We start from the raw sequence: 24,450 nt of genomic DNA, 5'->3' as shown, positions 1-24,450 counted from the left end.
CCCCTGGCTTGAGAACGGGAGGATAAAACCATGCTGGCGCTCCTGATGCTGGGTTTTTCAGGCTGGGTTCGGACAGGAGGTCTTGTCACGACCAATCTCTGGCTGCTCCCCCCGCCCCAGGACCTTTCGGCGGGAGGGTGGGTGCTGGAAAGTTACGCTCACCACACGCTGGACCGAAGAGGTCTGTACGGGATGGTTCGACTGGAACAATACTGGCCTTCCAGCGGTTCTGAAACTTTTTTCTTCCCTCTTCTGGGCGCATGGACGGGGACATCGGTTCAGGCTTTTCTGGAAGCGGAAGGAACCTGGACATCTCGCCCGGACTATCCCCAGAGCCTCCGATTTTCCGCAGGCCTCCGAACCCGGTGGGGCGATCTCACACTCCAGCGCGTGGTGGGCCTGTCCTATGACGTGACGGACTGGCGACTGGAAGGGTCGGTGAGGGGGATGTGGCGAAACCGGAGTCTGGCTCTGGAAGTGGCGGGGTTTGCCGGCGGCCTTGTCCGAACCTTCTCTGACACGGTAATGGCGGACACCGCTTCCCGTTTTCCCCCCTGGCGTCCGGGGTTCGGAATGAGGGAGGGAAACATCAGCCGGGTTCAGGTCACGGGAGGCCGGGCGGGCATTCGCCTTCGCATCCAGAACCGCCGGATCTGGACACGGTGGTCCGGGTGGGTTCAGGTTCAGGTGGCCTCAGGGGATGCAGGGGTGGCCTTTGAATACACCCGGGACCCGTCCAGTCTCCTGCTTGGAACCCCCTACGCGTATCATGGGCTGGAAGGAGGTGTGTGGGGTGAAATGGATCTGCCATGGCATCTGCAAATCAGGGGACAATTGGATCTCTCCCGCCGGTGGTATCTCGATGGACGGGAAGATCTCACGGTCGGGTTGTCCGGCGGTATGGAACGGGCTCTGAGGATCCGCTGGAGTGTGTTCCTTGAAGGGGAGTGGCTTCGCAATCGCTCCAGTGTTGCGGGATTTTCCACCGGCCGGTGGCTTGGCCGGATGGGCATCCGGCACATGTTTTGAGGGGGAGGGGGGTGACCGTTCGGGGGAACCCGACTATACAATTAAATGTCAGCATGACACCATACGTTTCAGTATGAGACAGATTTCCGAACGGAGGGTGAGTGGATGATATGGATGTGGCTGGTCGCATGGATCAGCGTGAACGGGCACAGGATCACCCCTGCGCCCGGAAAGGTGGAACCCGCCTCCAGGCCCACCCCCTACTGGATCGTTCAGCTGGACGGTCCCGTTGCGCAGGCCTGGCGGCAGAGCCTGGAAGCCGAAGGCTTCCAGATCCTCTTCTATCTCCCCCAGAACGCCTATGTGGTGCGCACCCCTCAGCCTGTGAAGAAGATCTCCCTCTCCGCCGTGACCAAAGCCGGGGTTCCCGTGCGGTGGGCCGGCCCCTTTGAGGACACGTACAAGATGCATCCCAATTACCGCACAAAGATCCAGAACGATCCCCTGGCCGAAGACACCGTGGTGATCAATCTGTTCCCCGGGGAAGACCCCTACCTTCTCAAGAAAGATCTGGAGGCACGGGGTGCCCGGGTGCTGGATGTGTGGGTGGGGCCACCGGACTATTTCAGCCGGGTGATCGCGGTGATGAAGCGGGCGGATCTGCCGGCGGTGGCGGCGGTCACCGCGGTGGCGCATCTGGAAAAGCGCCCCCGTTACCGGCTCTTCAACGATCGGGATCGGTGGGTCCTTCAGACCAATCAGGTGGACAACAGCAACCCGGACACGGCGGTGTGGGCGGCAGGAATTCACGGAGAAGGTCAGATCCTGGCCGTGATGGATTCGGAACTGGATCCCAGTTCCTGCTTTTTCAGCGACGACCCCAACAAGGTGATCGCCAACATCGTCTATCCGGGGGCCCAGACGGGCGGACCGTCAGGAGCCCACGGCACCCATGTGGCCGGCACCGCCCTGGGCTACACCACCGATGCCACCAACTGGGTGTACAACGGCCTCGCCTATAAAGCCCGGCTGGTGTTTCAGGATGTGGGGGATACTTCAGAAAGCCTTACCGGCATCCCGGCATCCCTGGTGGGGGCCTTCCAGGAAGCCTACAACTACGGTGCCCGGGTCCACACCAACTCCTGGGGAGCCAGCGTGAACGAATATCGCACGGATGATGCCGATGTGGATTACTTCTCCTTCCGCTATCAGGACTTCATCACCCTCTTTGCCATGGGAAATGACTCCCGCGGGAATGCATCGGAAGACGGCACCATCGGATCGCCGGCCACGGCCAAGAACACCATCTCCGTGGGCGCCACGGGGGAGCCCACCCTGTCCAATCAGACCCAGGACTTCCGGGCAGATTATTCCAGCCAGGGCCCCACGTATGATGGACGCACCAAACCCGATGTCATGGCGCCGGGAGGTGCCTGCGTGGGGAATCTCTGTGCCCGAGGTTATGACCCCAAGACTTCTGCCAACTCCTATGATGCTTCCGGGTGCGGAGTTACCACAATGCTGGGCACGTCCATGGCCACGCCGGCGGTGGCGGGGGCGGCCCTTCTGGTTCGCCAGTATTTCACCGATGGGTGGTATCCCTCCGGTTCACCCACCGCCTCCGACGCCTTTGAACCCCTGGGATCCCTCATCAAGGCGATGCTCGTGGCCTCCACCGACACGATGGACCCCTCGGAGGGCACCATTCCCAACAGCGAGATCGGCTGGGGGCGGGTGAATCTGAAGAACGTGCTGTACTTCGCGGGGGATCCCTTCAATCTCTTTGTGGTGAACGGCAAGCGGGGACCTTTCACCGGCGACACCCTGACCTTTCAGGTGAACGTCCAGGACAACACCGTGCCCCTCAAAATCACCTTAGCCTGGAGCGACTACTTCGCCTATCCCTCGACCAACCCGGCCATCGTGAACGATCTGGATCTCGTGGCGGTTTCTCCTTCGGGCACGGTCTATCTCGGCAACGACCTCAGCGGGAACTGGTCCACCACGGGCGGGAGCCGGGATTCCCTGAACACGGTGGAGGGCATCCGCATCCAGAACCCCGAGGTGGGGACCTGGACGGTGAAGGTGATCGGGCACAACGTCCCCATGGCCTATCAGGGGGAGAACGGCTATTTCGGTCAGCCCTTTGGTCTGGTGGTCACCTATGGCGGGACGCCCGAGCCCTCCCTGGTGTTCCATCTCAAGGACACCCTGTGGGTGTTCAGCCACTGTGACAACCTGAACGCCCTGGGTGTAGACCTCACCAACGCCGGCGGAGCCGATCTCGTGATCTCGGGGGTGACCTCCGTCAGCCCCCGGTTTTCCCTGAACACGTCCCTTCCCCTCACGGTGGCGCCCCGGGGGCAGGCCACCCTCTCCTTCGCCATTGACACGGTGGGGCTCGGGAATGAATGTACAGGGGATGTGTGCACCTGGTATTTCCCGGTGGAAGTCACCTCCAACGCAGCCACCAGCCCGGACACCTTCTGGGTACGGTTCTATTATGTGAAAACCACCGGTGCCGGGATCACGTCCTCCTACACGGAAGACTTTGAAGCCTCTGACGGCGGATGGACGGGTTCAGGCGACTGGGTCTGGACCACCCTCTCCAACGGAAACAGGGGATGGCTCACCGGCACAGGCGGCTATTCCAACTCCTCACAGTCCAGTCTGACGGCCAAAGCCGTGATCCGGGGCTACGCCTGCCAGGCCCGCATCATCCTGACCCACGCCTACGAGTCAGAGCAATATTTTGATGGAGGGAACCTGAAGTTTTCTGTGGACAACACGAACTGGTACGTCCTCCACCCCCTGCGGGGCTATCCCGCGTCCCTGTATGGGGATGCCACCACAACATACACCCCGGCCTGGATCGGCAAGCAACCGGCCTTCACGGGGACGACGGCCACCTATGTCCAGGACACCTTTGATCTCACCACGGGCATCTATCAGGTTCTCGGAAAGTCCGGAGGTAGAAGCGGGGGACCGGTTCTTCTGGGCGATGGATCCAGCGTGGGACCGGGGGACACGGTGTTCCTCCGGTTCGACTTCGGCTCAGACGACAACACCACGGGAGGCTTCGGCTGGGCCCTTGACGCCATCACCACCGAAGGGCTGGACACCCTGATCTTCACCGCCACCAATCTGGGCCTTGCGGTGGAGGAACAGACGGCGCCTCCCCGGTTCTTCTGGGGATGGAAGCCGGTTCCCGGTGCCCTGGAACTCCGGCTTCTGGCGTCTCAGCCGGTGTCTCTGCGGCTGGCTCTCGTGGACGTGACCGGCCGGGTGCGGTGGCGCCGGGATCTGGTGGTGTCCGAACCCACCCGTCTGCGCATCGCCGAGGGCTTCGCGCCGGGGGTCTATTTCCTCCGGGTGGCCGGGCCCGAAGGGCGCACCGTTCAGCGGGTGGTGGTGATCCGCTGAGATTTCCCATCCGCGTATGTTCGGCCGGGGGCGCAGGCCCCCGGCTTTTTTCTTTTCAAGGGTTCGACGAATTTTGTCGGGCAGGAAAGGAGCCCCTCGACAGAACGGGTCGAAGGGGAGAAGGAAAGGGCCCTTCTGCCGTCAGGTTTGAAATGGCAAGGGTTTTGCTCTCATTCACCCGGTTGCGTCCAAACAAGGAGGCGGGTCATGAAGCGATGGTGGCTGGGTCTGGTGCTCCTGGTGGGTTCGGCACAGGCCCACCTGGGTGAGGGCGACAACGGACAGGTGTACAGTTATCGCATCGTCTCCCTCACCCCCACGGTGGACGGGACCATCAGCGATCCCGCCCTTCCAGATGAGTGGCGGGATGCCTATGTCCGGTCGGTCCAGCTCATCATCCAGGACGGAAGCACGGTGAAGCCGGCCTATGTCTTCCTCACCGCCGATCCGTCCGACCTCTATGTGGGTGTGGCGTACAACGCCACATCCGTGGGAGACAACGGGTATGTCCGGCTCTATTTCGACGTGAACCACAACCACGCGCTGGATGCCAACGTGGATATGTATTTCTATCTTCAGGGGCAGGATAGCCCGGTGCTGGATTTTGGCTACTGGGACGGAACGGCCTGGACCTCCGCCGGAACCATCCCTGCAGGGGTGCAGATGGTGGCAGGACGCCACGGAACGGGATCGCCTAACACCTGGAACTTCGAGTTCAAGATTCCCCTTTCGGTCCTGGGCGTCCTTCCCGAACAGGAAGTGGGCTTTCTGTTTGAGGGGTTTGCACCGGGAGAACCGGCGCCGGAGTTCTGGGGTGCCACCAACCGGAACCCCACCGACCCCTCGGGCTGGGGCGATCTGGAGGTGGTGACCCGGCCCAGGTTCCGGGAAATCCCCGCCTTCTGGAGCATGGGCGTCCATCCGGCGGTGGATGGCAACATTTCCGGTGACACGGCGTGGAAGCACTTTTCCACCGCCCGGCATGTGATTCACTTCTCCGATTATCAGGGAACCGTTCTTCCGGGAACGCTCCTCACAAAATCCAGCCTGGACACGGTGTTCATCGGTCTGGTGCTCCCCAAAGCCCAGGATCCGGGGGACTCCTTCACGGTGCTTTTCGATTACGACGCCAACGACCCCCTGGGAAGCGTGGACTGGGTGCTCACCGATACCCGGGAGAACGGGGCGCGGATCCTTGTGGGGGGAACCTGGAGGGATCTCTTCTGGGACCAGGCCAACGTGCGATGGGGGGTGGATGGAACCCAGAACGGATCGGTGGTGGTGGGATACAACGCGTCGGCCGGGCAGTATGAGGTGGAAATCGCCCTGCCCATTGGGGTTGTAGATCCCAACGACCTCCAGGTTTCTCCCAAGGCGAAGGTGGGGTGGAACCTGGCCTTCACCGACGGGGCGACGGGCAACACCTTCTGGTGGACAGCATCCACCAACTCCGAATGGCAGCGGGTTCGGCTGGACGCCACGGTGTACAACGCCCTCGGCTGGGGGTTCCTGCAGCTGGGTGCGCCCGTGATCCAGCCCATCCATCCCCAGGATGGAGACACGGTGGCCGGGAGCTATCCCCTTCTGGTGTGGGCCACCGCCGCTGCCGGTGTGGACAGCGTCCTGGGGGTGGAATACTCCTTTGACGCCGGTCTGACCTGGCATCCTCTGACCCGGGCGGACAACACCGGGTTCTGGGGCGAAACCTGGGATACCCGCCAGGTCCCGGACGGTCCGGTGGAGCTCCGGTTCCGGGCGTGGGACAACGCCTATGACACCACCACCATTGCCCTCCAGGTCACGGTGAGCAACGTCACGGGCGCGGTGAGCAATCCCCCCACCGTCACGGTGCAGGACCCCCGGGCGGATTCCGTGGTGGCCGGTAACCTGACCGTGACCTTTGACGCTTTTCCCGATGCGGGACGGACGCTTGCGTCCGTGGAAATCTCGGTGGATGGGGGTCCTTTCACGCCTGTGTCGTCTCCTCCTCCTTCCTCCGGCGGATCGGGAAGCCATGTCCTCAACACCCTGACCCTGACCGATGGGTCCCACTATGTGATCCTCCGGGCGACGGACGACATCGGTCAGGTGGGGCTCACGGAACCCCGGATGTTCAAGGTGGACAACACCCCACCCTCCATCACCGATATTGAGGTGTCGCTGCCGGAGTTTCAGCGCGCGGTGAAAGACGGGGACACGGTGGTGATTTCCGCGCTGGTGACGGATGCGCTGGCCGGCCTGGACACGGTGTTTGTGGATGCATCCGCCCTGGGGAGCGGCACGATCGGCCTCCGGGATGACGGAATTCCCCCGGACCGCTATGCGGGAGACGGGAACTTTGCCGCGTATGTTCCGGTGAACACCGGAGGGTTCACGGGGACCGCCAGTCTCCAGATCCACGCCCGGGATCTTGCCGGAAACGCCGGTCAGAGCGACGGGACTTCCGTGCCCGTGGACAACACCACCCCGGTCCTTTCCGCCCTCACCGTTCAGGACCCTGACAACATCTATCGTAACGGTGAGACCGTCCATCTCCTCCTCACGGCCGACGCACCGGGCTATACGGTCTCGGCCGATTTTTCGGCCATGGATGACGCTTTCCTCCCGGGAAGTGAGCACGTTCAGGACAACGGGGACGGCACGTATACCATCGTGTATACCCTTTCTTCCTCCAACACCCGGCCAGACGGGACCTATTCCATTCCCGTGACGGCAAGAGACGGTGCGGGATGGCAGTCCAGCCTGACCGTGGATCTCCGTCTGGACAACGACGGTCCGGACATTCTCTCCATCGCGTTTGCTGTGGATTCCCTGGGTGATTTCCGGATCAACCGGAGTGACACCCTGGTGGTGACCGCCCGGGACACCCAGGGGGTGGTGGCGGTGGAGTTCTTTGTGGATGTGGTGGGGCTTCCGGGTGAAGGACAGACGATGGTCCTGGACAATCCCGGTGCCGACACGGTGACGGCCCGGGCGTTCTTCTCTGTGAGTTCCCTGTCTCCGGGACAGTACCGCATCTTTGTGCGGGCAAAGGACAGTTCCGGCGTGTGGGGGCCCACCGCAGAGCAGGCTTTCGTGTATGATCCCGATCCGCCGGTGATCACCGGAATGGAGGTGCGTTATCCCGAAGGACAGCAGGCGGTGCGGGATGGACAGGCCGTGGTGATCACGGCGGCCATTTCGGATGCGGTGGTGGGACTTTTGCCCGAATCCCTCCGGGTGGATGCCTCTTCTCTGAACGGCGATCCGGCCGTACTCCTTGTGGACGACGGGAGCGGGGACGACGCTTTTGCCGGAGACGGGATCTTCACCGCGACCGTCACCATTTCCACGGGGTTGAACGGTCCTCAACCTTTCGTGATCCGGGCCTATGACAGCCTGCTCAACCAGGCGCTGTCCGACACCGGATACGTGCTTCTGGACAACACCACCCCGGTCCTTTCCGCCCTCACCGTTCAGGACCCCGATAACATCTATCGTAACGGCGAGACCGTCCATCTCCTCCTCACGGCCGATGCACCGGGCTATACGGTTTCGGCCGACTTCTTCCCCCTGGACATCAACTACCTTGCGGGCAGCGAAACCGTGCAGGACAACGGGGACGGAACCTATGAGATCACCTACACCATTTCCGAAACCAACACCCGGCCCAACGGCACCTACACCGTCTCGGTCATCGCTACCGATGGGGTGGGGCTTGCGGACACCCTGACGGTGGATCTCGTTCTCGACAACCGGGGTCCCCGGGTGCTGTCTCTCGCCCTGGATGACCCTGACGACACCCTGAACACCGACGACACCCTGCGGGTGGTGCTTTACGATTCGGTGGGTGTTGTGGCGGCCGAATTCTTCACCGACAACACCGGGAACCCGAGAGAAGGCGTTCCCCTCACCAGCATCCAGTGGGGTCAGGATACCGTTCAGGCGGTGGCCCTGGTGTCCATCCAGGGGCTTTCGGAGGGTCAGCACACCCTGTTCGTCCACGGCCAGGATACGGCGGGAACCTGGGGAGGCTTTGCAAGCCTCACGTTCCTGAAAGATACCCGTCCGCCTCTCATCCAGAAGGTGGAGGTGGTCTATCCGGATGGCCAGGAAGCGGTGGCCCAGAATCAGACGGTGGTGATCCGGGCCCTGATCCGGGATGTGACCACACGGGTGCTGCCGGAGTCGGTGTATGTGGATGTTTCTGCCTTTTCGTCCGCCGGAACGGTGACCATGGTGGACGATGGTACGGGGGCGGATGAGGTGGCGGGCGACAACGTCTATACCGCTGCAGTTGAAGTGACCACCGGCCAGTCCGGAACCTTCCCCTTCACCATCCACGCCTCGGACGTGGTGGTGAACAGCACCACCCGCCAGGGTTCGGTGGTGGTGGACAACGGGGCATCCCATGTGGAACTTGTGGTGCGGCCGGTGCCCACCCTTTCGGATGTGGAAGGGGAGGTGTACCGTTCCACCATCCTGCTCAAAGGCCGGTATTTTGACCTTCCCGACTCTTCCGTGGAGGGAGTGCGGCGTGTGATCATCGAAGTGCGTGATTCCTCCGGTGAGCACGTGAACACCAGCCCCATTGAGGTGCCGGTGGAAGACGGCGCGTTCTCCCGGGAGATCAACCTGATCGAGGGGCTCAACATCATCCGGGTGTTCGTGGAAGACCGGGCGGGGCTTTCTGCCTATGACAGCGCGCGCATCGTGTATCGCGTTCCGGAGGTGGTGGCGGAAATCGGTCCGGAGGGCGGAGAGATCCGTGCACCGGACGGCACCCGGCTCGTGATCCCCGAAGGTGCCCTGAACACGACGGTGCAGTTCACCATTCGTCGGCTGGAGAAGGGCAGTGCGCCTCCCTCGGATCGGGAAAGCCTGGAGCTCCTGGGTGTGGTCCACGAGTTTCTGCCTCACGGCGTGGTGTTCCTGAAGCCGGTGACCGTGGTCCTCACCTACAACGACTTTGATCTGGACCCCGATCAGGATGACTCGCTGGACTACGACGAGGCGGCGCTCAAACCCTATTTCTGGGATGGGCGGCTGTGGCTTCCAGGAAGCGATGCGCCCCAGGTGGATCCCGATCGCAACGAAATCTCCTTTGAAGTCAACCACCTCTCCCTCTACGATATCGGCGTGGAACGACCCCAGGCCATCACGGAGGTCCAAGCGGGATGGACCCGGAATCCCTTCCGGCTTGGCGAAAACACCACCTTCGTCTTCGATCTCCCCGGTCCGGGTCACGTTTCTCTCCGGATTGTGGACCTTTCGGGTGACGTGGTCCGAACCCTTGCCGACCGGGTGTACTATGCTCAGGGCGGGCGCTACAACCTCCAGTGGGACGGTCTGGACGATTTCAACCGCGGGCTCCGGGACGAACGGTATTTCCACGGATCGGGCATTTACATCTACATCTTTGAATACGAACCCGATCAGGGTGAGCGGGTGGTGATCCGCAAACCCATCGGGGTGGTTCGGTAAGGAGGAGAGCCATGAAAAGGATCGGAATGATTCTTGGAGGAATGGTCCTGGCCGGTGGGCTGGGGGCCGTGCCGCTGGATCTGCCTCTCTCGGCCCGCATCGGGGCCATGGGGGGCGCCTTTGCGGGGGTGGGCCGCGACGGGGCGGCCGCCCCCTATAACCCTGCAGACCTTGCCCTTCTTGCTCGCCCGGAAATGGGCGTCACCCACTGGATCTTTCAGGAGATCCCGGAACTCATGGTGGATTACGTGAGCCTGGGATATCCCCTGGCGGTGGAGCAGCAGAAGCTGGGTGTGGGCCTGGCCTGGGAGCGACGGGGCGCCCGGCTGGAAAACTTCTTCGGTGAGCGCTCGTCCATGAGCGAGCACACCTTCTCCCTCACCATGGCGGTGAAGCCCACCACCGCCCTTGCCTTCGGGTTTGCGTTAAACCGGTTTATGCTCCTTTCCTCTATCGGATCCAAATCGGGCTGGGGCTTCGATCTGGGCGTGCACGCCCGGCCCCGCTGGTGGCTGGGCCTGGGGATGTCTGCCCGCAACATCGCGGCAGGCTATGGAGAAGAGCGCTTCCCCACGACCCTCCGGGCGGGCTTTGCACTCTTCCTCTTTCCCCAAACCATCACCCTTCTGGATACGGTGGAGCGCAGGGGCAAACGGGTGCTGGTCCGGCGAACCCGCCGGGGGGAGGAGCGGGTGATCCTGGCGGTGGACCTTCGAACCAAAGAGAACGTGAACGGGAAGGAAGGGGTGAACGTGCTCTATCACGCCGGTCTGGAAATCCGCTGGATTCCCCAGCTGGCCCTGCGGGTGGGAACCTCAAGCAACGTGCCCATCACCGCGGGGGCGGGGGTGTATTACCGGGGATTCGGTGTGGACTATGCCTTTGAAGGTGGGAACGAGTGGCTGGGGGACCAGCACAAAATCGGGGTTTCCTATACCTTCTAACCCCATCGCATCCTCTTGTTTGGGCCGGGGAGGGGCGCACGCCCCTCCCCGGTGGTTTTCAGACAAGTTCCAGCACCTTCCGGGTCCCCCGGGGGATGGCCAGATGATGGAGTTCCTCCGGCGTCACCCACCGGAGTTCCTCCGCCTCGCCCACCACGGTCACGTCTTCCGGCGTTTCGGCCACGAAAAGATGGAGCTCCACCTGAAGGTGGGTGTAGGTGTGGCGCACCGATCCCCGGTATTCCAGGTTTTTCAGATGACGGATGCCCGTTTCTTCAGTGATTTCCCGGCGGAAGGCCTCTTCCAGGGTTTCCCCTTCCTTCACCTTCCCGCCGGGGAGTTCCCACAGCCCGCCCAGCATCCGGTCCGGCCGGCGGCGGCCCACCAGCACCTTTCCGTTTTTCTGGAGATACCCCACCACCACCCGCACGAAGGGGATGTCTCTTTTGCGCCGGGAGATGGGATAGCCTTCAGGGTTCCCTTCCTGAAAGGCCACGCAGTGTTCCCGGATAGGGCAGAGGGTGCAGGAGGGGGCACGGGGTGTGCACACGGTGGCCCCCAGTTCCATGAGGGCCTGGGCGAAGTCCCGAAAGGCGCCTTCCGGCACGTGGGGAAGGAAGGCATCCGCCATCTTCTGGAGGGTTCGGGGTGGGGCCTCCCGGATCCCGTGGAGGCGGGAAAGCACCCGCCGGACGTTGCCGTCCACGGGCAGGTATGGCCGGTTGAAGGCGATGGCCAGGATAGCCCGGGCGGTGTAGTCCCCGATGCCGGGAAGGGTGCGGAGGTCCCGGTAGGTCTCCGGCAGTCCACCGAAGCGACGCAGGGCTTCCCGGGCTCCTGCATGGAGGTTGCGGGCCCGCCGGTAATAGCCCAGGCCCTCCCACACCTTGAGCACCTCTTCCAGCGGGGCTTCGGCCAGGGCGTTGAGGGTGGGAAAGGCCTGGAGAAACCGATCGTAATAGGTGAGGACCGTCTCCACACGGGTCTGCTGGAGCATGACCTCGGACACCCAGACCCGATAGGGATCCGGATTCTTCCGCCAGGGGAGATCCCGGCGGTGGCGGGTATACCACCCGAGCAGGCGCCGGACCTGGTCTTCCACCGGACGGGTGCCTGGGTTGATCAGTCTTCCCGCGCCCCCATTTCCCGATCCATCATGAGGAGGGCGGGCCCGTGGTCGCCGGCAAGTTCCAGCCGGGCCACCACCTCTCCGGTGAGGGCTTCTTCTTCCACCTGCTCCTCCACGAACCACTGGAGGAAGTTTTCAGCCGGTTTGTCCCCCACTTCCCGCGCGAGATCCACCAGGCTGTGGATACGGGAGGAAATGTATTTCTCGTGTTCGTGGGCTTTCCGGAAAGCCTCGAGGGGCGAAGACCAGGAGACCTCGGGGGCGGGGATGGCCTCAAGAACGGGCTTTTCGCCGCGCTCCAGGAGAAAGTGGAAAAACTTCATGGCGTGCTCCACTTCCTCCCGGGCCTGAACCTCCAGCCACCGGGCGAATCCCTTGAGACCGCGGGCATCCATATCGCCGGCCATGGCAAGGTACAGGTATGCGGAGAAAAACTCCTCCCGGATCTGACGGTTCATGGCTTCAAGCAGTCTGGCGTCCATGGTGGACCTCCTTTTTGTTTTTTGCTTCACGTGTGCGTAAAGGATACGCGTTCGGTCGGGCACGGTCCAGTATTCCTTGAATTTTCGCGGGGTCTTCCATACCCTTAATCCCGGATGGACAAAACAGGAGGAAGGGACATGCTGGGATGGATGATCCTGCTCACCGTGGGGCAGACGACGCTGGATCCCGCTGATCTTTCCCGTGCGCGCGTCGTGCTGCTGGCCTGGAACAATCGAACGGAAGCCATCCGGAATGACGTGGTGGAGGCCACCCGGAAGGTGTTTGCCGGGGAACTGGCCCGGGGAGGGGTGGTGAACGTGATCGAAACGGCCTCGAGGTGCGGGGATGACCTGGTGTGTCTGGAAAAAGCCGCCCTCCAGAACCAGGCCCGGTTCGTGATTGCGGTGGATCTGGTTCAGCTCTCACTTCGCAAATACTTTTATGACATGAGACTCTGGGACCAGAACGAAAAGCGGGTGGTGTACCGCACGCAATACGCCTTCACCGACGTTTCCGATGTGGAAAAGGGCGCCCGGATCCTGGCCCGGGCCCTTCTTTCGGGACGTCAGGCGGACGAGGTGCTCGCCGAAGGCTGGAAGAAGAAACCCAAAATGGGCCTGAGCATCCGGGGAGGCTATAACTATTTCGTGGGCCTCAATTCTTATCGGCGCTATCGGGACGAATCCCGCCAGTTTGCCGAGCCGGAGCCCAGCCGTGCGTTCAACTTTGACCTGGTGTTCACGTATTTCATGGGAGAGCAGTGGGCGGTGGATATGGACTTCCGGGTGGAACTCATCTACCGGGGGCTCCAGTTCATGCTTCCCATTAACCATTACTTTTACCGGGCGAAGTCACCCGACATGTGGGCCTATGTCCAGGCGGGTCCGCTGTTCGGGTTTGGTCCGACCATGGAGGCCTATCCGGGCGATTTCTGGCGAAGCGGACGGGATGGATTCGGTTTCCTGATCGGCGTGGGCGCGGTGTTCTTCCCGTCCTATGACCTTTCGCTGGTGGGGAACCTTCGGTACACCTATCTGGACAACCCGGTGGGAGATCAGGGGATCACCCTGTCCTTTGGTCTGATGTGGTCCCCCATGGTGCGGTGATCCCAGCCTGGAAGGCGTGAGGACCCGACCCCGCGCGGGCGGGGTCCTTTTCGGTTCGCCGGGAAATGTGTATCCTTCCCGGTTGTGAACGTTCTTCTGGGCCTGGGGGACTGGATCCGTAACCGGTACGGCGGGGTGCCGGAGCCGGCGTGGTTTTCCGCTGTGGAGAGGGTGCTGTTCCCGGGATGGGCCCTGCTCTGGATCCTGCCCGTCCTCCCCGCCGATTTTCTCTGGCTCCAGCCCGTGGGCGAGTGGATGCTGGCGCACCATTCTCTCCGTCCCCCCCACGACCTCCTCTCCCCTTTTGCCCTTCCCCAGCCTGTGCCCAACCTTCCGCCGTACACCGCCCTTCTGGTGGCCCTGTGGTCACGGGTGGTTTCAGGGATCGGAGGGATTGCCCTGCTCCACATTCTTCTTGCCGGCACAACCGCCCTGATCTGGCGGTGGAGCTTTGGACGATGGGCCTGGGTGCTCTGGCCCCTGTATTCCGGGATGTTCCACGCCCGCCCCCAGGTGTTCACCGGCATCCTGTTCCCCCTGTTTCTTGCCCTTCTGGATCGTCCCCCTTCGTTCCGGCGTCGGATGCTCCTCTTCCTTCTCCTCATCCTCTGGCTTCCTCTCCACGGTGGGGGGGCGATGGTGGCCCTCGGACTTCTGGCCCTGCGGGGGCTGTGGACGCGACAGTACGGAGATCTCCTGATCGCACTCCTGGTCCCCTGGTTTCATCCCTGGGGAGGACCGGCCTTTCTCCGGGGCCTTCTCGCGTTCATGGATCGGCCCCTCCGGTGGATGATCATCGAGTGGCAGCCTCCCTGGTTCTTCCTGGTGGAACCCACCAACACCGGGCTTCTGGTCATCGGGGGGATCACGGCCTTTGCGGGCCTCCTGTTCTGGCCCGTGCTGCGAGGTGGCCGAAGGCTGGAGCAGCTTGTGCTGTCCCTGGCCACCTGGTCGGCGGTGCGGTATATGATCTTTTCGGGCCCCTATCTCGTGTGGAACCTCCGGCCTCCCCTGGCCTGGTGGATCCTCACCCCCTTTCTCTTCCTGGCTCCCCTGGGTTACGTCCGCCTGACCTCTCCCCTGGACCCTGCCCGGTATCCTCTCCTGCCCGGGCCGGCCTCCGGTGTGGTGGTGGGACCCTCTCCGGAGATCGACACCTATCTGTTTCTTCGCGCCCCGGTCGTGCGGGCCGCGGTGTATGCCAACTGGGACCGTTTCGATCCGGTGCATCTGCGGCTCTACCAGAACCTCCTCGGGGGAACTCACTGTGCATACTGGCAGATGCGGGTGGAGCACGCCGTGATCGTGAAAAATTCCCCCGCCCGGAATTGTTTTCGGGACTGGGTGGTGATGGATTCATCCAGCCGGTGGATGTGGCTCCAGAACCCTCGTCATCTTGATGTTTCGCCGGGCGCGCCATAGAATTGGGGGAAAATTCGTACAGAAGGATGCTTTAAGGAGGATGGATGATGCTCAAAATTCAGAACGTTGCGGTTTTGGGTGCAGGGACGATGGGCTCCCAGATTGCCGCCCATCTGGCCAATCTGGGGTTTGATGTCTGGCTTCTTGATATTGTTCCCCCCGACCTGTCGGAGGAAGAGCGGAACAACCCCGCAGCCCGCAACCGGATCGTGGCCTCGGGCCTTGAGCGGGCGAAGAAACTCTCTCCTCCCGCGTTTGCCGATCCTGCAGCCATCCGCCGGATCCGCATCGGAAACTTTGAGGACGACCTTGCCAAAATCCAGGACGTGGACTGGGTGGTGGAGGCGGTGGTGGAGCGCCTGGACATCAAGCAGAGCCTGTTTGAGAAGGTGGAGCAGCATCTGGGAGCGTCCACCCTTGTGACCACGAACACGTCGGGCATTCCCCTCCGTGCCCTGGCTGAAGGACGCACAGGGACTTTCCGTAAGCGTTTCTTTGGCACCCACTTTTTCAACCCCCCCCGCTATATGTATCTTCTGGAACTCATCCCCGGTCCGGACACGGATCCCGATCTCTTCCAGGCCTTTGCTGCCTTTGCGGAAAAAGCTCTGGGGAAGGGCGTGGTGTTCGCCAAGGACACCCCCAACTTCATCGCCAACCGGATCGGGGTGTTCGGGCTGATGTATACCCTACACAAGATGGAGGAGATGGGGCTCACGGTGGAGGAGGTGGACGCCCTCACCGGTCGGGAGGTGGGACGCCCCCGGACGGCCACCCTTCGTCTGGCGGATCTGGTGGGGCTGGACGTGCTGTTGCACGTGGCCCGGAACGTGTATGAGAACGCTCCGAACGATGAGATGCGAGAATACTTCAAACCCCCGGCCTGGCTGGAAGAGATGGTGAAGCGGGGATGGCTTGGAGACAAGGCGGGTCAGGGGTTTTATAAGAAGGTAAACGGCCAGCGCTATGTGATCGACATCCAGACCCTGGAATACCGTCCGGCCGAAAAGAAAACCTTCCCTTCCCTTGAACAGGCCAGGGCCCAGGAAAAGGTGGAGGACCGCATCCGGACCCTTCTTGCTGGAAAAGATCAAGGGGCTGAATTCGTGCGGGACACCCTGTTTTTCCTCCTGGGCTATTCGGCCCACCGGATCCCGGAGATTGCCGACGATGTCGTCAACGTGGATCGGGCCATGGAGTGGGGGTTCAACTGGCGGATGGGCCCCTTCAAGCTCTGGGATCTCGTGGGCGTGGAGACGGTGGATCGCTATCTTGCGGAAAAGGGATACGCCCGGGCCCCCATCGTGGATGCCGTGCTGGCTTCACAGAGCAAGCGGTTTTATGGGGAGGATGAAGAACATTTCCCCACGTATTTCGATTTTGGCAAGCGGGTCCACGTCCGGGTTCAGGAGCCGGAGGCCTACATTGATCTTGCCGTGCTCAAAAAGCAGGGGAAAGAACTCCTATCCAATCCGGAAGCCAGCCTCATTGACCTGGGAGATGGGGTGGCCTGCCTGGAATTCCACAGCAAGGCCAACGCCCTGGGCCCCGGCACCATCGACATGGTCTTCCGGAGTCTGGATTATGTGGATCAGCACGACTATGCAGGTCTTGTGATCGGCAATCAGGGCCAGCATTTCTCCGCCGGGGCCAACCTGGCCCTGATTCTCATGGCGGTGCAGGAGGAGGAGTGGGACGAACTGGACCGGATGGTGAAGCGGTTCCAGGAAATGGTGATGGCCCTCAAATATTTCCACAAGCCCGTGGTGGCCGCGCCCTTCGGACGGACCCTCGGGGGAGGGACAGAAGTGGTGCTCCATGCGAGCGCCGCCCAGGCGGCTTTTGAAACCTATATGGGGCTTGTGGAAGTGGCCGTGGGCCTTCTGCCCGCAGGGGGTGGGACCAAGGAAACCTGGCTGCGCCACCTCTCCCTCATTCCGGAAGACATCCTGGAATACGTGGATCTCTACACCTACCTTCGCCGGGCAGTGGAGCAGATCGGCATGGCCAAGGTGTCGGTGGGGGCCCTGGAAGCCCGGAAACTCCTGTATCTCCGGGAGTCGGACGGCATCACCGCCAATCCGCGGTTTCTCCTGTCGGATGCCAAGAAGCGAGTGCTGTTCCTGGCGGAACAGGGATACCGTCCCCCGGCCCCTCCGGCCATCCTTGTAGCGGGCACCGACGGGTTCGCCGCCATTCAGGCCATTCTGTATAACATGCGGGAGGGGAACTTCATCTCCGACCACGACAAGCTCATTGCCGAAAAGATTGCCTGGGTGATGACAGGCGGGGACGTGCCGAAGGGAACCCTTCTCACCGAATGGGAGATGCTGGATCTGGAGCGGGAGGCCTTCCTGTTCCTGGCGGGGACGCAGAAGACCCAGGAACGGATGCAGCACATGCTTCTCAAGGGCAAACCCCTCCGGAACTGATATGGAACGCAGGGTCCTGGGTTGCCGGGTGGTGGGAGGTGCGGTGGTGAGCGTGGTGGTGGGGGATCTCACGGAGGAGCATGTGGAAGCGGTGGTGAATGCGGCCAACGCGCACCTCAAGCATGGGGGAGGGGTGGCCGGGGCGATTGTGCGAAAGGGGGGATCGGTGATCCAGGAGGAAAGCGATCGCTTTGTGGCGGAGCACGGTCCCCTTGAGCCGGGGAAGGTGGCCGTGACGTCGGCAGGGGCCCTCCCTGCGCGGGCGGTGATCCACACCGTGGGGCCCCGGTGGGGGGAGGGGGAGGAGGAAGTCAAACTCCGTCGCGCCATCCGGGGCGTGCTGGAAGAGGCCGAACGGAGGGGATGGGCCTCTGTCGCCATCCCGGCGGTGAGCACGGGGATCTATGGCTATCCCGTGGAGGAGGGAACCCGGGTGATTGTGGACGAGGTGTGCGCCTTTCTTTCCCGCCACCCGTACGCTCTCCAGGACGTTCGTCTCGTGGACATCTCCCGGGACACGGCAGAAAAATTCCTTGAAGCCCTGGTTGCCTGGGAAGGAGGAGAACGATGAAACGCTTGGCCTGGTTGTTCCTGGTCCTGCCGGCTTCCGGCTGGGCCCAGATGCCGGAAACGCCCGCCGATTCGGCCAAAATCTGGTATTCCATCGGGAAGGACTATCTCCTGAAAAAACGGTATGATGATGCCATCCGGAACTTCCGCCGCGCCCTTTCGTATAATGACACGCTCGCCCTGGCCTATCTGGATCTCGCTCAGGCCTTCCTCGGGAAGGCCCAGGAGGTGTATGAGGTCAACCACAACGGGAACTGGAGGGTCTTTGTGGATTCGGCCCGTGCGGTGTATGAAACCATGCTCCAGAAACTTCCCGATGACTCCCGGGCCTATCAGGGGCTGGGCTACCTTTACGGCGTGGTGCTGAAGGAACAGGAAAAGGGGCTGGAATACTACAAAAAAGCCGTCGCGGTGGACCCCACCAACACGGCGGCGGCCTTTGGTCTGGCCAAACTCATGGCCCAGATGGGCCGGGCGAAGGAGGCCGATTCCCTTTTCCGGACCATCCTTCAGCGGGATACGGCCAACGTGGCCTACCGGGGCGCCTATGGGATGTTCCTGGTGGACCAGAAACGGTACAACGAAGCCCTCTCCTATCTGGAAGAAGCCCTGGAAGCCTATCCGGACAACACGGACCTGCTCCGAAGCTATGTGGACGCAGCCCTTGCCCTCAACAAAAAGGAAGTCCGGAACCGGGAGGCTCTCCGGAAGGCCCTCACCTATGTCTCCCGCATGCTGGAGAAGAACCCCCGGGATGCCACCCTCTATTTGAAGCGGGCGCAGATTTACGAGAAACTGGGCAATGTGGACAAAGCCGTGGCAGACCTGGATCAGGTGCTCGCCCTTTCGCCCAATTACGTCCCTGCGCTTCTGAAGAAGGCGGCCCTTCTGGTGGATGCCAAGCGGTATGATGAGGCCGAGCGGGTGCTGGCAGAGATCCTTTCACTGGAGGAGGTGAAGAACAATCCCCAGTATCGGGCGGCGGCGCTGTCCCTTCGAGGGTACGTGTATTACGTGTGGGGGTGGAACCAGTATCGGGCCCGTTCCTGGGCGGATGCGGAGGCGCAGTTCCGGCAGGCCAAGGAGTTCTATCAGGCCTGTGCTGCCCTGTCCACGCCCTATGCGAAGAGCTGTGCGGACGGGGTGCAGAAAGCCGAGAAGATGGAAAAGAAAGCCTATCGCAAAAAGGTGGGCATTGAGTAACCTGCCCCGCAGGAGGACGGTGCGGGGGATGAACCAGGAGGTGTGATATGGTTGCGTGGATGGTGTGGCTCGCCGTGGCCCAGTCCCCCCTGGCTTATGTGGGAATCGACCAGGTGGGACGGTTTCTCCTCTATCAGGGAAGCAGCATGGACAGCAGCTTCTTCCCCACCCAGACCGCGGACAGCGTGGGAATCGTGGACACGTTCCTGGCGGTGAAAGACACGACCCTGTTTGGCAACCCGGGATACATCCTGTTCCAGATCCGCCACCGCAGCGACAACGCCACGTCCACGGACACCATTCCCGTGTGGGAGACCGGCAACGATGTGATGGCGTTCTATCCTGTTCAGGAATCGGTTTTCGCTGTGGTGTATTATCGGACACCGTTCAGTGTTGGGCAAGGATGGTCGCATGGATTTCCGGCTTTCATCCCCACCCAGGTGGATTCCGACGCCACGGTGGAAACCCTGTATGTGGTGACGGACACGGTGGAAGTCCCGGAGATGGTGTCCGTTACTGTCCCCCTTGGTACGTTCAACGCCTATCATATCGTTCGGACGATCCAGATGGTGATTGTGGATCCGGACGGCGGCTTTGCCCCAGACTCCTATAAGGTCGATGTGTCCTGGGAAGAGTGGGTGGCTCCCAACGTGGGGCCCATCCGGGATTCGCTTTTCAATCAGGTTCAGATCCATCTCTTTGGTTCTTGGATTGATGCGCAGCGATCCTACCGGATCCGGGAGGCCACGGACCGGAGTGTGCCCGTGGCAGAAGGGAGTGTTCAGCCGGTGACCGTCCGGTTCCGGATGGACGGAGCGCGGTTCGTGCTGGAAGGGATCCGTCCGGGCACGGCAGTCCTGGTGATGGATGCCCTGGGACGGCGGATCGTTTCCCGGAACGCCGCGGGAACCCTGGTGGAAGGGACCCTTCCGGACCGGAAAGGGCTCTACTGGGTGCGCATTGTGGCCCCGGACGGCCAGGTCCGGACCTTCCGGGCTATTCGGGTTCGGTAATCAAACATTCGTGATCGCCGGGGGGCCACCCCCGGCCCAACAGGGAGGATGTGCATGGCCGGTATTGCCCAGAAACTCCAGAACATCCTGGAAGGGCTCCTCAAGCGGGTGCCCGACGTGGAGCGGGCGGCGGTGGTGAGCTCGGAAGGGCTCATGATGATGTCGGTTCCGGAAGGGGAGGACGAAGAGATTCTCGCTGCCCTCTCCTCCGCCCTTCTTTTTCAGGGCGAACGGGTGGTGGGGGAGCTTCGCAAGGGGCAAATGGAACAGGTGTTTGTGAAGGGAAGTGAAGGGTATGTGGTGGTGGAAAACCTGGGTGAAGATGCGGCGCTGGTGGTGGTCACCCGGCCGGGCGGCAAGCTGGGCCTTTTGTTCCTGGAACTCAAGTTCACCGTCCGGGAGCTCAAACAGGCCCTTGAAGCCGAGATGATGGAGATGGAAGGAGAGAGTGGGCGTGAGGAGGAATCGGTGGAAGCGGTGGAGGAACTCGGGAGCCCCGAGCTTGAGGAAATGAGGGGGGATGTGACCACCCTGGAGGATCTCGAAAAAGAGGGAGAAAGCGACTTCTTCGGTGCATGAACGGGGAGGTAAACGCCCATGAGCCTTGAGGAACTGCTCCAGAAATTTGGCAGTGAAATCGAAGGTCTGGTGATGACCGCCATCGTGTTCGCAGAAGACGGTACGCCCATTGCCGGTTATGCCCCCAGTGAAGACCTGGACTTCAGCATCCCGGCTGTGTTCTTTGGCGAAGTTCTCCGGAAGGGCGTGGAGGCCACTCGGGAGACCCAGTGGGGAGAATTTGAGGAAAGCCTTCTGGCGACCACGGAGTATTACGTCTTCACCCGTCTCCTGGGCAAGGGGTCCTATTTTCACCTCACCGTGATCCCCCGAAACAGCAACTGGGGGATTGTGCGGGTGAAAATGCTCAAATACGCCAAGGAGTTTGAGGCTGCCCTTCCCTGAGAGCGGGGTGTTTCCTCTTATCGGGGGCGTGGTGGGGGCAGTGGTGGGGAGTTTTCTCACGGTGGTGATCCACCGCGTCCCGCGGGGGGAATCCATCGTGTGGCCGGGTTCTCACTGCCCCCATTGTGGGCATGCCCTCCGGTGGTATGAGAACATTCCTCTCCTTTCCTATGCGGTGCAGGGGGGGCGTTGCCGGGCCTGCAGACGTCCCATTCCGAAACGATATCCCCTTATCGAGGCCCTCGCCACCCTGTGGGGCATCCTGAGCTTTGGCGCGTTTTCGGGACCCGATCGGATCTTCTGGGCCCTGGTGGGCTGGTGCTGGATCGCCCTTGCCTGGATTGACGCCGAGCACGGGATCCTGCCGGATGGTGTGCTTCTGGTCCATCTGGTCCTTCTTGTCGCCCGGATTGCGATGGGAGGGGTGTCGCCCCCGGACCTGGTGGTCGGGATGCTTCTGGGTGCGGGCGCGCTGGGCGTTCTCCGCTATGTCTGGTTCCTTCTCACTGGAGAGGAAGGGTTGGGTGGGGGAGACGTGAAGCTCCTGGCACTGCTCGGAGGATGGCTGGGTCCGGGAGGGGTGCTCTGGGTTCTGGGGGTGGGCGCGATCCTTGCCCTGGCCGGAATGCTCTTCATTCCGGCGATGCGTCGTCGGGTTGTGTTTTTTGGTCCCTATTTGCTTCTCGCGGCCGCACTCTATCCCTTTCTGGGGCGGTGGGTGGTTGACAATCTTGTGGGTGGCGTGTATATTTAGGTAATGGGAGGCAAACCATGATGCGGTTTACGCGCAGGTCCCGGCGTTTTCTCTCGCGGGGCGAGGAAAAAGATCTGAAAAAGTCCATTCAGAACTACGAGCAGCTCGTTCAGCAGGACCCTCAGAACCCGGAGCTGTGGAACAGTCTGGGTGATCTCTATATGCGGGCCCGGGAGCGAGACAAAGCCCTGCAGTGCTATGAGCGGGCTTTCCGTCTCTATGCAGAAGATGGCTACACGGAAAACGCCATTGGTGTGGGGAAGAAAATCCTGCGGCACGATCCCGCCCGGGCCGAGATTCACCTGGAACTGGCTCGTCTCTATGCAGATCCCGATGTGAAGAATTACAAAGCGGCTCTGGACGAAATCCAGCGATTTTACCAGACAGCCCAGCGGCTGACCCATCAGGAACTCAACACGGTGATGGACCTCCTTTCCCGGATCTGGGCGGATCTTTCCTCGCAGGAAAACGTGGAAAACCTCCCCATTGCAGAGAACCTGTTCAACCAGACGGAAGAACTCATCGCGAACATTGCCATGTCGGGTATGACGGAGACGGAAAACCCCCTTCGGCAGGAAGATCTTGCTTCTCTGGAAGAGGTTTACGGTGGAGATGTGGAAACGGAACGTCCCGGTACTCCAGAGGTTCTGGCCCCTGAGGAAGAAACAATGTTTTCAGAGGTCCCGGCACCGGAACCCGCTATCGAGGCTCCGGACGTGTTTGAGCCCACCATTGAGGAAGAGGTGAAAGAGCCAGTGGCCGAAGGTGAAACCTTGATGCCCCGGATTGAAGAGGAAACCCCCGAGCCCGAACAACCGGCCCTTCCCGAGGAGCCCGTTTCCCCACCCGCAGAGCAGCCTTCCACTTCTTCGGACGGTGAGGCGGAAGCCCTGTTTTCGGCCCTGGAGGGTTCCATGGAAGTGGAATCCTTTGAGGAAGAGGGGGAGGTTGTGGCAATAGAGGAGGAAAAAAGTCCGGGAGAGGCCGGTGAATCCTCGGTGTTGGAAGAACCCGCTCCGGCGGAACCGGAGCCTGCAGAGACGGCGCAAGCGGTGGAAACCGCAGAAGAACTCCCGCTGGATGCGTCTGCGTTCACCGGGTTTCTCGCACAGCAGGTGCCGCTCCTTGGCGGGGAACCCCCCCGTGCGGACTACCTGGATGCAGGATATGAACTTCTTGGTCTGGGGCGGGTGGAGGAAGCCCTTGCGTCCTTTGCCACTGCCCTCCAAACCGGTGAAGATGCCTTTCAGGCGCTTCTTGGCATTGCCCGGGCCTGTGCCGTTCGTGGGGACTGGGAGGGTGTGGTGGAGGCGGTGGGGTTCATGGAGCGTCTGGAGCCCCACCGGGGAGAGGACTGGAAAGCCCTGGGTGAAGCCTATGCCCTGCGGGCGCGGGCCTATCAGCAAACGGGTCAGACCGCGGAAGCCCTTCGGGATGCCCGGCGGGCCCGGATTCTTGGAGGTCAGGCATGAGTGCGGCACGCAAAAAGAGCTTCTGGCAGCTTCTGGTGGAAGAGGGCCTTGTGACCCCGGATGTGCTCAAAGAAGCGGCGAAGCGGGTGAAATCCGAGGGCGGGCGCATGGAGGAGCACCTGGTGGCTCTGGGTCTGGATGACACCGCCTTTGCCCGGTTTATTGCCTCCCGGTTTCGGGTTCCCTTCACGGAACTTAGGGAGCCACCCGATCCCGCTGTTCTCGCCTTTGTCCCCCGGGAGGTGGCCCGGCAATTTAACCTTGTTCCTTTTGCCTTTTCCGGTGGAAAAGTCTTTGTGGCCTTTGCCAACCCCCTGGTGGAAGAGGCGTATCTTGAACTGGATCGGGTGGTGGGGGCCGGCGTGGTTCCCTATGTTGCGCCCCTCAGCCGGATCCATGCCGTGCTGGAACAATATCCCGAGACGCCTCCCGAAGGCCTTGCGTCCCGTTTCTCCATCCGATCGGAATGGGGTGTGGTTGAGAGCGAGACGTGGGAGGCCCTTGCCGATCTCCCTGCTCAGAAGGAGGCCCGGGAGAGTCTGGAAACCCTGCGGGTGCAGGTTCCCCGTCTTATCTGGATTCGCGGACCGGAGGGAAGCGGCCGAACCACCCTGGCCCTTGCCTGGGGGCAGGCGGTGGAGCCCGGGGACGTCCGGTGGGCTCGTGGAAAGGCGATGGAAGCCCGATTTGAGCGAATGAAGCGTAAAGGCATGGACGACACCCTTGTGGAGGTGCTTGCCATGCCCCCTCTCCTCATTGTGGACGATCCCTCCACGGAGAAGCTCTGGTCTCAGGTGATGGAAGAGCGCCTGCAACGGGGGGGGATCACGGTTGTGGTGACGGGAGAAAAGGTGTCCATCCTTACGGACGTTCTTGGGCGGGCCATCCGGGTGGCCGTGGACAAACCCGCCGAGGAAGATGCCCGGGTGCTTGCTCAGCATCGGGGGGCGAATCTGGAAGATCGAACGGTGCAGATGCTCTGGAAAACGGCGAAGGGGCATCTGGGCCGATTTGTGGCACTTTTGGACAGCCTTCGGGCTGCGGTTGGGGGAGACTGGTCCAGGGTCTCTCCTGACCTGGTGAAACGTCTTGCAACCTAACAAG

At 61.9% G+C, this 24,450-nt stretch carries 17 protein-coding genes; 15 read left to right on the top strand and 2 right to left on the bottom strand.

What is annotated here, in order from left to right; genetic code table 11:
* Positions 1-30 precede the first annotated feature (30 nt).
* The 4 genes from AC6HU3_RS04375 (at position 31) to AC6HU3_RS04360 (ending at position 10,799) form a co-directional block, all read left to right on the top strand.
* Positions 31-1,029 carry a hypothetical protein gene (locus tag AC6HU3_RS04375; protein ID WP_497536069.1) on the top strand — a complete coding sequence of 333 codons (999 nt, stop codon included), beginning with the start codon at positions 31-33 and terminating at the stop codon, positions 1,027-1,029.
* Between the two features lie 114 nt (positions 1,030-1,143).
* A complete protein-coding gene (locus AC6HU3_RS04370; RefSeq protein WP_497536067.1) occupies positions 1,144-4,392 on the top strand; it encodes a S8 family serine peptidase in 3,249 nt (1,082 codons plus the stop codon).
* Between the two features lie 207 nt (positions 4,393-4,599).
* Positions 4,600-9,855, top strand: coding sequence for a choice-of-anchor X domain-containing protein (locus AC6HU3_RS04365; RefSeq protein ID WP_497536066.1), 5,256 nt, complete (start codon positions 4,600-4,602; stop codon positions 9,853-9,855).
* Positions 9,856-9,866: 11 nt separating this feature from the next.
* On the top strand, positions 9,867-10,799 hold the full coding sequence (locus AC6HU3_RS04360) for a PorV/PorQ family protein (RefSeq protein ID WP_497536065.1): 933 nt from the start codon (positions 9,867-9,869) through the stop codon (positions 10,797-10,799).
* 58 nt (positions 10,800-10,857) lie between these two features.
* Here AC6HU3_RS04360 and mutY read toward each other — a convergent pair whose 3' ends face one another.
* Positions 10,858-11,901, bottom strand: coding sequence for an A/G-specific adenine glycosylase (gene mutY / locus AC6HU3_RS04355; protein ID WP_497536064.1), 1,044 nt, complete (start codon positions 11,899-11,901; stop codon positions 10,858-10,860).
* A gap of 20 nt (positions 11,902-11,921) precedes the next feature.
* Positions 11,922-12,410: a ferritin gene (locus AC6HU3_RS04350; RefSeq protein ID WP_497536063.1), complete on the bottom strand. Its 489-nt coding sequence runs from the start codon at positions 12,408-12,410 to the stop codon at positions 11,922-11,924.
* A gap of 138 nt (positions 12,411-12,548) precedes the next feature.
* Between AC6HU3_RS04350 and AC6HU3_RS04345 the strand changes: the two genes are divergently transcribed.
* The 11 genes from AC6HU3_RS04345 (at position 12,549) to AC6HU3_RS04295 (ending at position 24,446) form a co-directional block, all read left to right on the top strand.
* Positions 12,549-13,517 (top strand): hypothetical protein, encoded by a 969-nt coding sequence (locus AC6HU3_RS04345; RefSeq protein WP_497536062.1) that lies wholly within the window; start codon positions 12,549-12,551, stop codon positions 13,515-13,517.
* Positions 13,518-13,601: 84 nt separating this feature from the next.
* Positions 13,602-14,939 carry a hypothetical protein gene (locus AC6HU3_RS04340; RefSeq protein ID WP_497536061.1) on the top strand — a complete coding sequence of 446 codons (1,338 nt, stop codon included), beginning with the start codon at positions 13,602-13,604 and terminating at the stop codon, positions 14,937-14,939.
* Positions 14,940-14,983: 44 nt separating this feature from the next.
* A complete protein-coding gene (locus AC6HU3_RS04335) occupies positions 14,984-17,371 on the top strand; it encodes a 3-hydroxyacyl-CoA dehydrogenase/enoyl-CoA hydratase family protein (protein ID WP_497536060.1) in 2,388 nt (795 codons plus the stop codon).
* A 1-nt stretch (position 17,372) separates the two neighbouring features.
* Positions 17,373-17,942, top strand: a complete 570-nt coding sequence (locus AC6HU3_RS04330; protein ID WP_497536059.1) for a macro domain-containing protein — start codon at positions 17,373-17,375, stop codon at positions 17,940-17,942.
* Complete coding sequence (locus AC6HU3_RS04325) at positions 17,939-19,144, top strand: tetratricopeptide repeat protein (protein WP_497536058.1); 1,206 nt, start codon at positions 17,939-17,941, stop codon at positions 19,142-19,144. The genes AC6HU3_RS04330 and AC6HU3_RS04325 overlap by 4 nt, the downstream gene beginning before the upstream one ends.
* A 47-nt stretch (positions 19,145-19,191) precedes the next feature.
* Positions 19,192-20,157 carry a hypothetical protein gene (locus AC6HU3_RS04320; protein WP_497536057.1) on the top strand — a complete coding sequence of 322 codons (966 nt, stop codon included), beginning with the start codon at positions 19,192-19,194 and terminating at the stop codon, positions 20,155-20,157.
* A 54-nt stretch (positions 20,158-20,211) separates the two neighbouring features.
* On the top strand, positions 20,212-20,736 hold the full coding sequence (locus tag AC6HU3_RS04315; RefSeq protein WP_497536056.1) for a roadblock/LC7 domain-containing protein: 525 nt from the start codon (positions 20,212-20,214) through the stop codon (positions 20,734-20,736).
* 18 nt (positions 20,737-20,754) lie between these two features.
* On the top strand, positions 20,755-21,120 hold the full coding sequence (locus AC6HU3_RS04310) for a roadblock/LC7 domain-containing protein (protein ID WP_497536055.1): 366 nt from the start codon (positions 20,755-20,757) through the stop codon (positions 21,118-21,120).
* Positions 21,121-21,127: 7 nt separating this feature from the next.
* A complete protein-coding gene (locus AC6HU3_RS04305; protein ID WP_497536053.1) occupies positions 21,128-21,874 on the top strand; it encodes a prepilin peptidase in 747 nt (248 codons plus the stop codon).
* Positions 21,875-21,891: 17 nt separating this feature from the next.
* A complete protein-coding gene (locus AC6HU3_RS04300; RefSeq protein ID WP_497536052.1) occupies positions 21,892-23,346 on the top strand; it encodes a tetratricopeptide repeat protein in 1,455 nt (484 codons plus the stop codon).
* A complete protein-coding gene (locus tag AC6HU3_RS04295) occupies positions 23,343-24,446 on the top strand; it encodes a GspE/PulE/PilB domain-containing protein (protein WP_497536051.1) in 1,104 nt (367 codons plus the stop codon). The genes AC6HU3_RS04300 and AC6HU3_RS04295 overlap by 4 nt, the downstream gene beginning before the upstream one ends.
* The last annotated feature ends 4 nt before the right edge of the window (positions 24,447-24,450 follow it).

The sequence above is a fragment of the Caldifarcimen microaerophilum genome (assembly GCF_055387105.1).
Note: the sequence above shows the minus strand (reverse complement) of the source record. Positions and strands in the feature narration are given on the sequence as shown.

What these genes read in the sequence shown, in the direction of transcription:
- AC6HU3_RS04375 (WP_497536069.1), top strand. Translation starts at nt 31, where the DNA reads ATGCTGGCGCTCCTGATGCTGGGTTTTTCAGGCTGGGTTCGGACAGGA.
- AC6HU3_RS04370 (WP_497536067.1), top strand. Translation starts at nt 1,144, where the DNA reads ATGTGGCTGGTCGCATGGATCAGCGTGAACGGGCACAGGATCACCCCT.
- AC6HU3_RS04365 (WP_497536066.1), top strand. Translation starts at nt 4,600, where the DNA reads ATGAAGCGATGGTGGCTGGGTCTGGTGCTCCTGGTGGGTTCGGCACAG.
- AC6HU3_RS04360 (WP_497536065.1), top strand. Translation starts at nt 9,867, where the DNA reads ATGAAAAGGATCGGAATGATTCTTGGAGGAATGGTCCTGGCCGGTGGG.
- AC6HU3_RS04350 (WP_497536063.1), bottom strand. Translation starts at nt 12,410, where the DNA reads ATGGACGCCAGACTGCTTGAAGCCATGAACCGTCAGATCCGGGAGGAG.
- AC6HU3_RS04345 (WP_497536062.1), top strand. Translation starts at nt 12,549, where the DNA reads ATGCTGGGATGGATGATCCTGCTCACCGTGGGGCAGACGACGCTGGAT.
- AC6HU3_RS04335 (WP_497536060.1), top strand. Translation starts at nt 14,984, where the DNA reads ATGATGCTCAAAATTCAGAACGTTGCGGTTTTGGGTGCAGGGACGATG.
- AC6HU3_RS04330 (WP_497536059.1), top strand. Translation starts at nt 17,373, where the DNA reads ATGGAACGCAGGGTCCTGGGTTGCCGGGTGGTGGGAGGTGCGGTGGTG.
- AC6HU3_RS04325 (WP_497536058.1), top strand. Translation starts at nt 17,939, where the DNA reads ATGAAACGCTTGGCCTGGTTGTTCCTGGTCCTGCCGGCTTCCGGCTGG.
- AC6HU3_RS04320 (WP_497536057.1), top strand. Translation starts at nt 19,192, where the DNA reads ATGGTTGCGTGGATGGTGTGGCTCGCCGTGGCCCAGTCCCCCCTGGCT.
- AC6HU3_RS04315 (WP_497536056.1), top strand. Translation starts at nt 20,212, where the DNA reads ATGGCCGGTATTGCCCAGAAACTCCAGAACATCCTGGAAGGGCTCCTC.
- AC6HU3_RS04310 (WP_497536055.1), top strand. Translation starts at nt 20,755, where the DNA reads ATGAGCCTTGAGGAACTGCTCCAGAAATTTGGCAGTGAAATCGAAGGT.
- AC6HU3_RS04300 (WP_497536052.1), top strand. Translation starts at nt 21,892, where the DNA reads ATGATGCGGTTTACGCGCAGGTCCCGGCGTTTTCTCTCGCGGGGCGAG.
- AC6HU3_RS04295 (WP_497536051.1), top strand. Translation starts at nt 23,343, where the DNA reads ATGAGTGCGGCACGCAAAAAGAGCTTCTGGCAGCTTCTGGTGGAAGAG.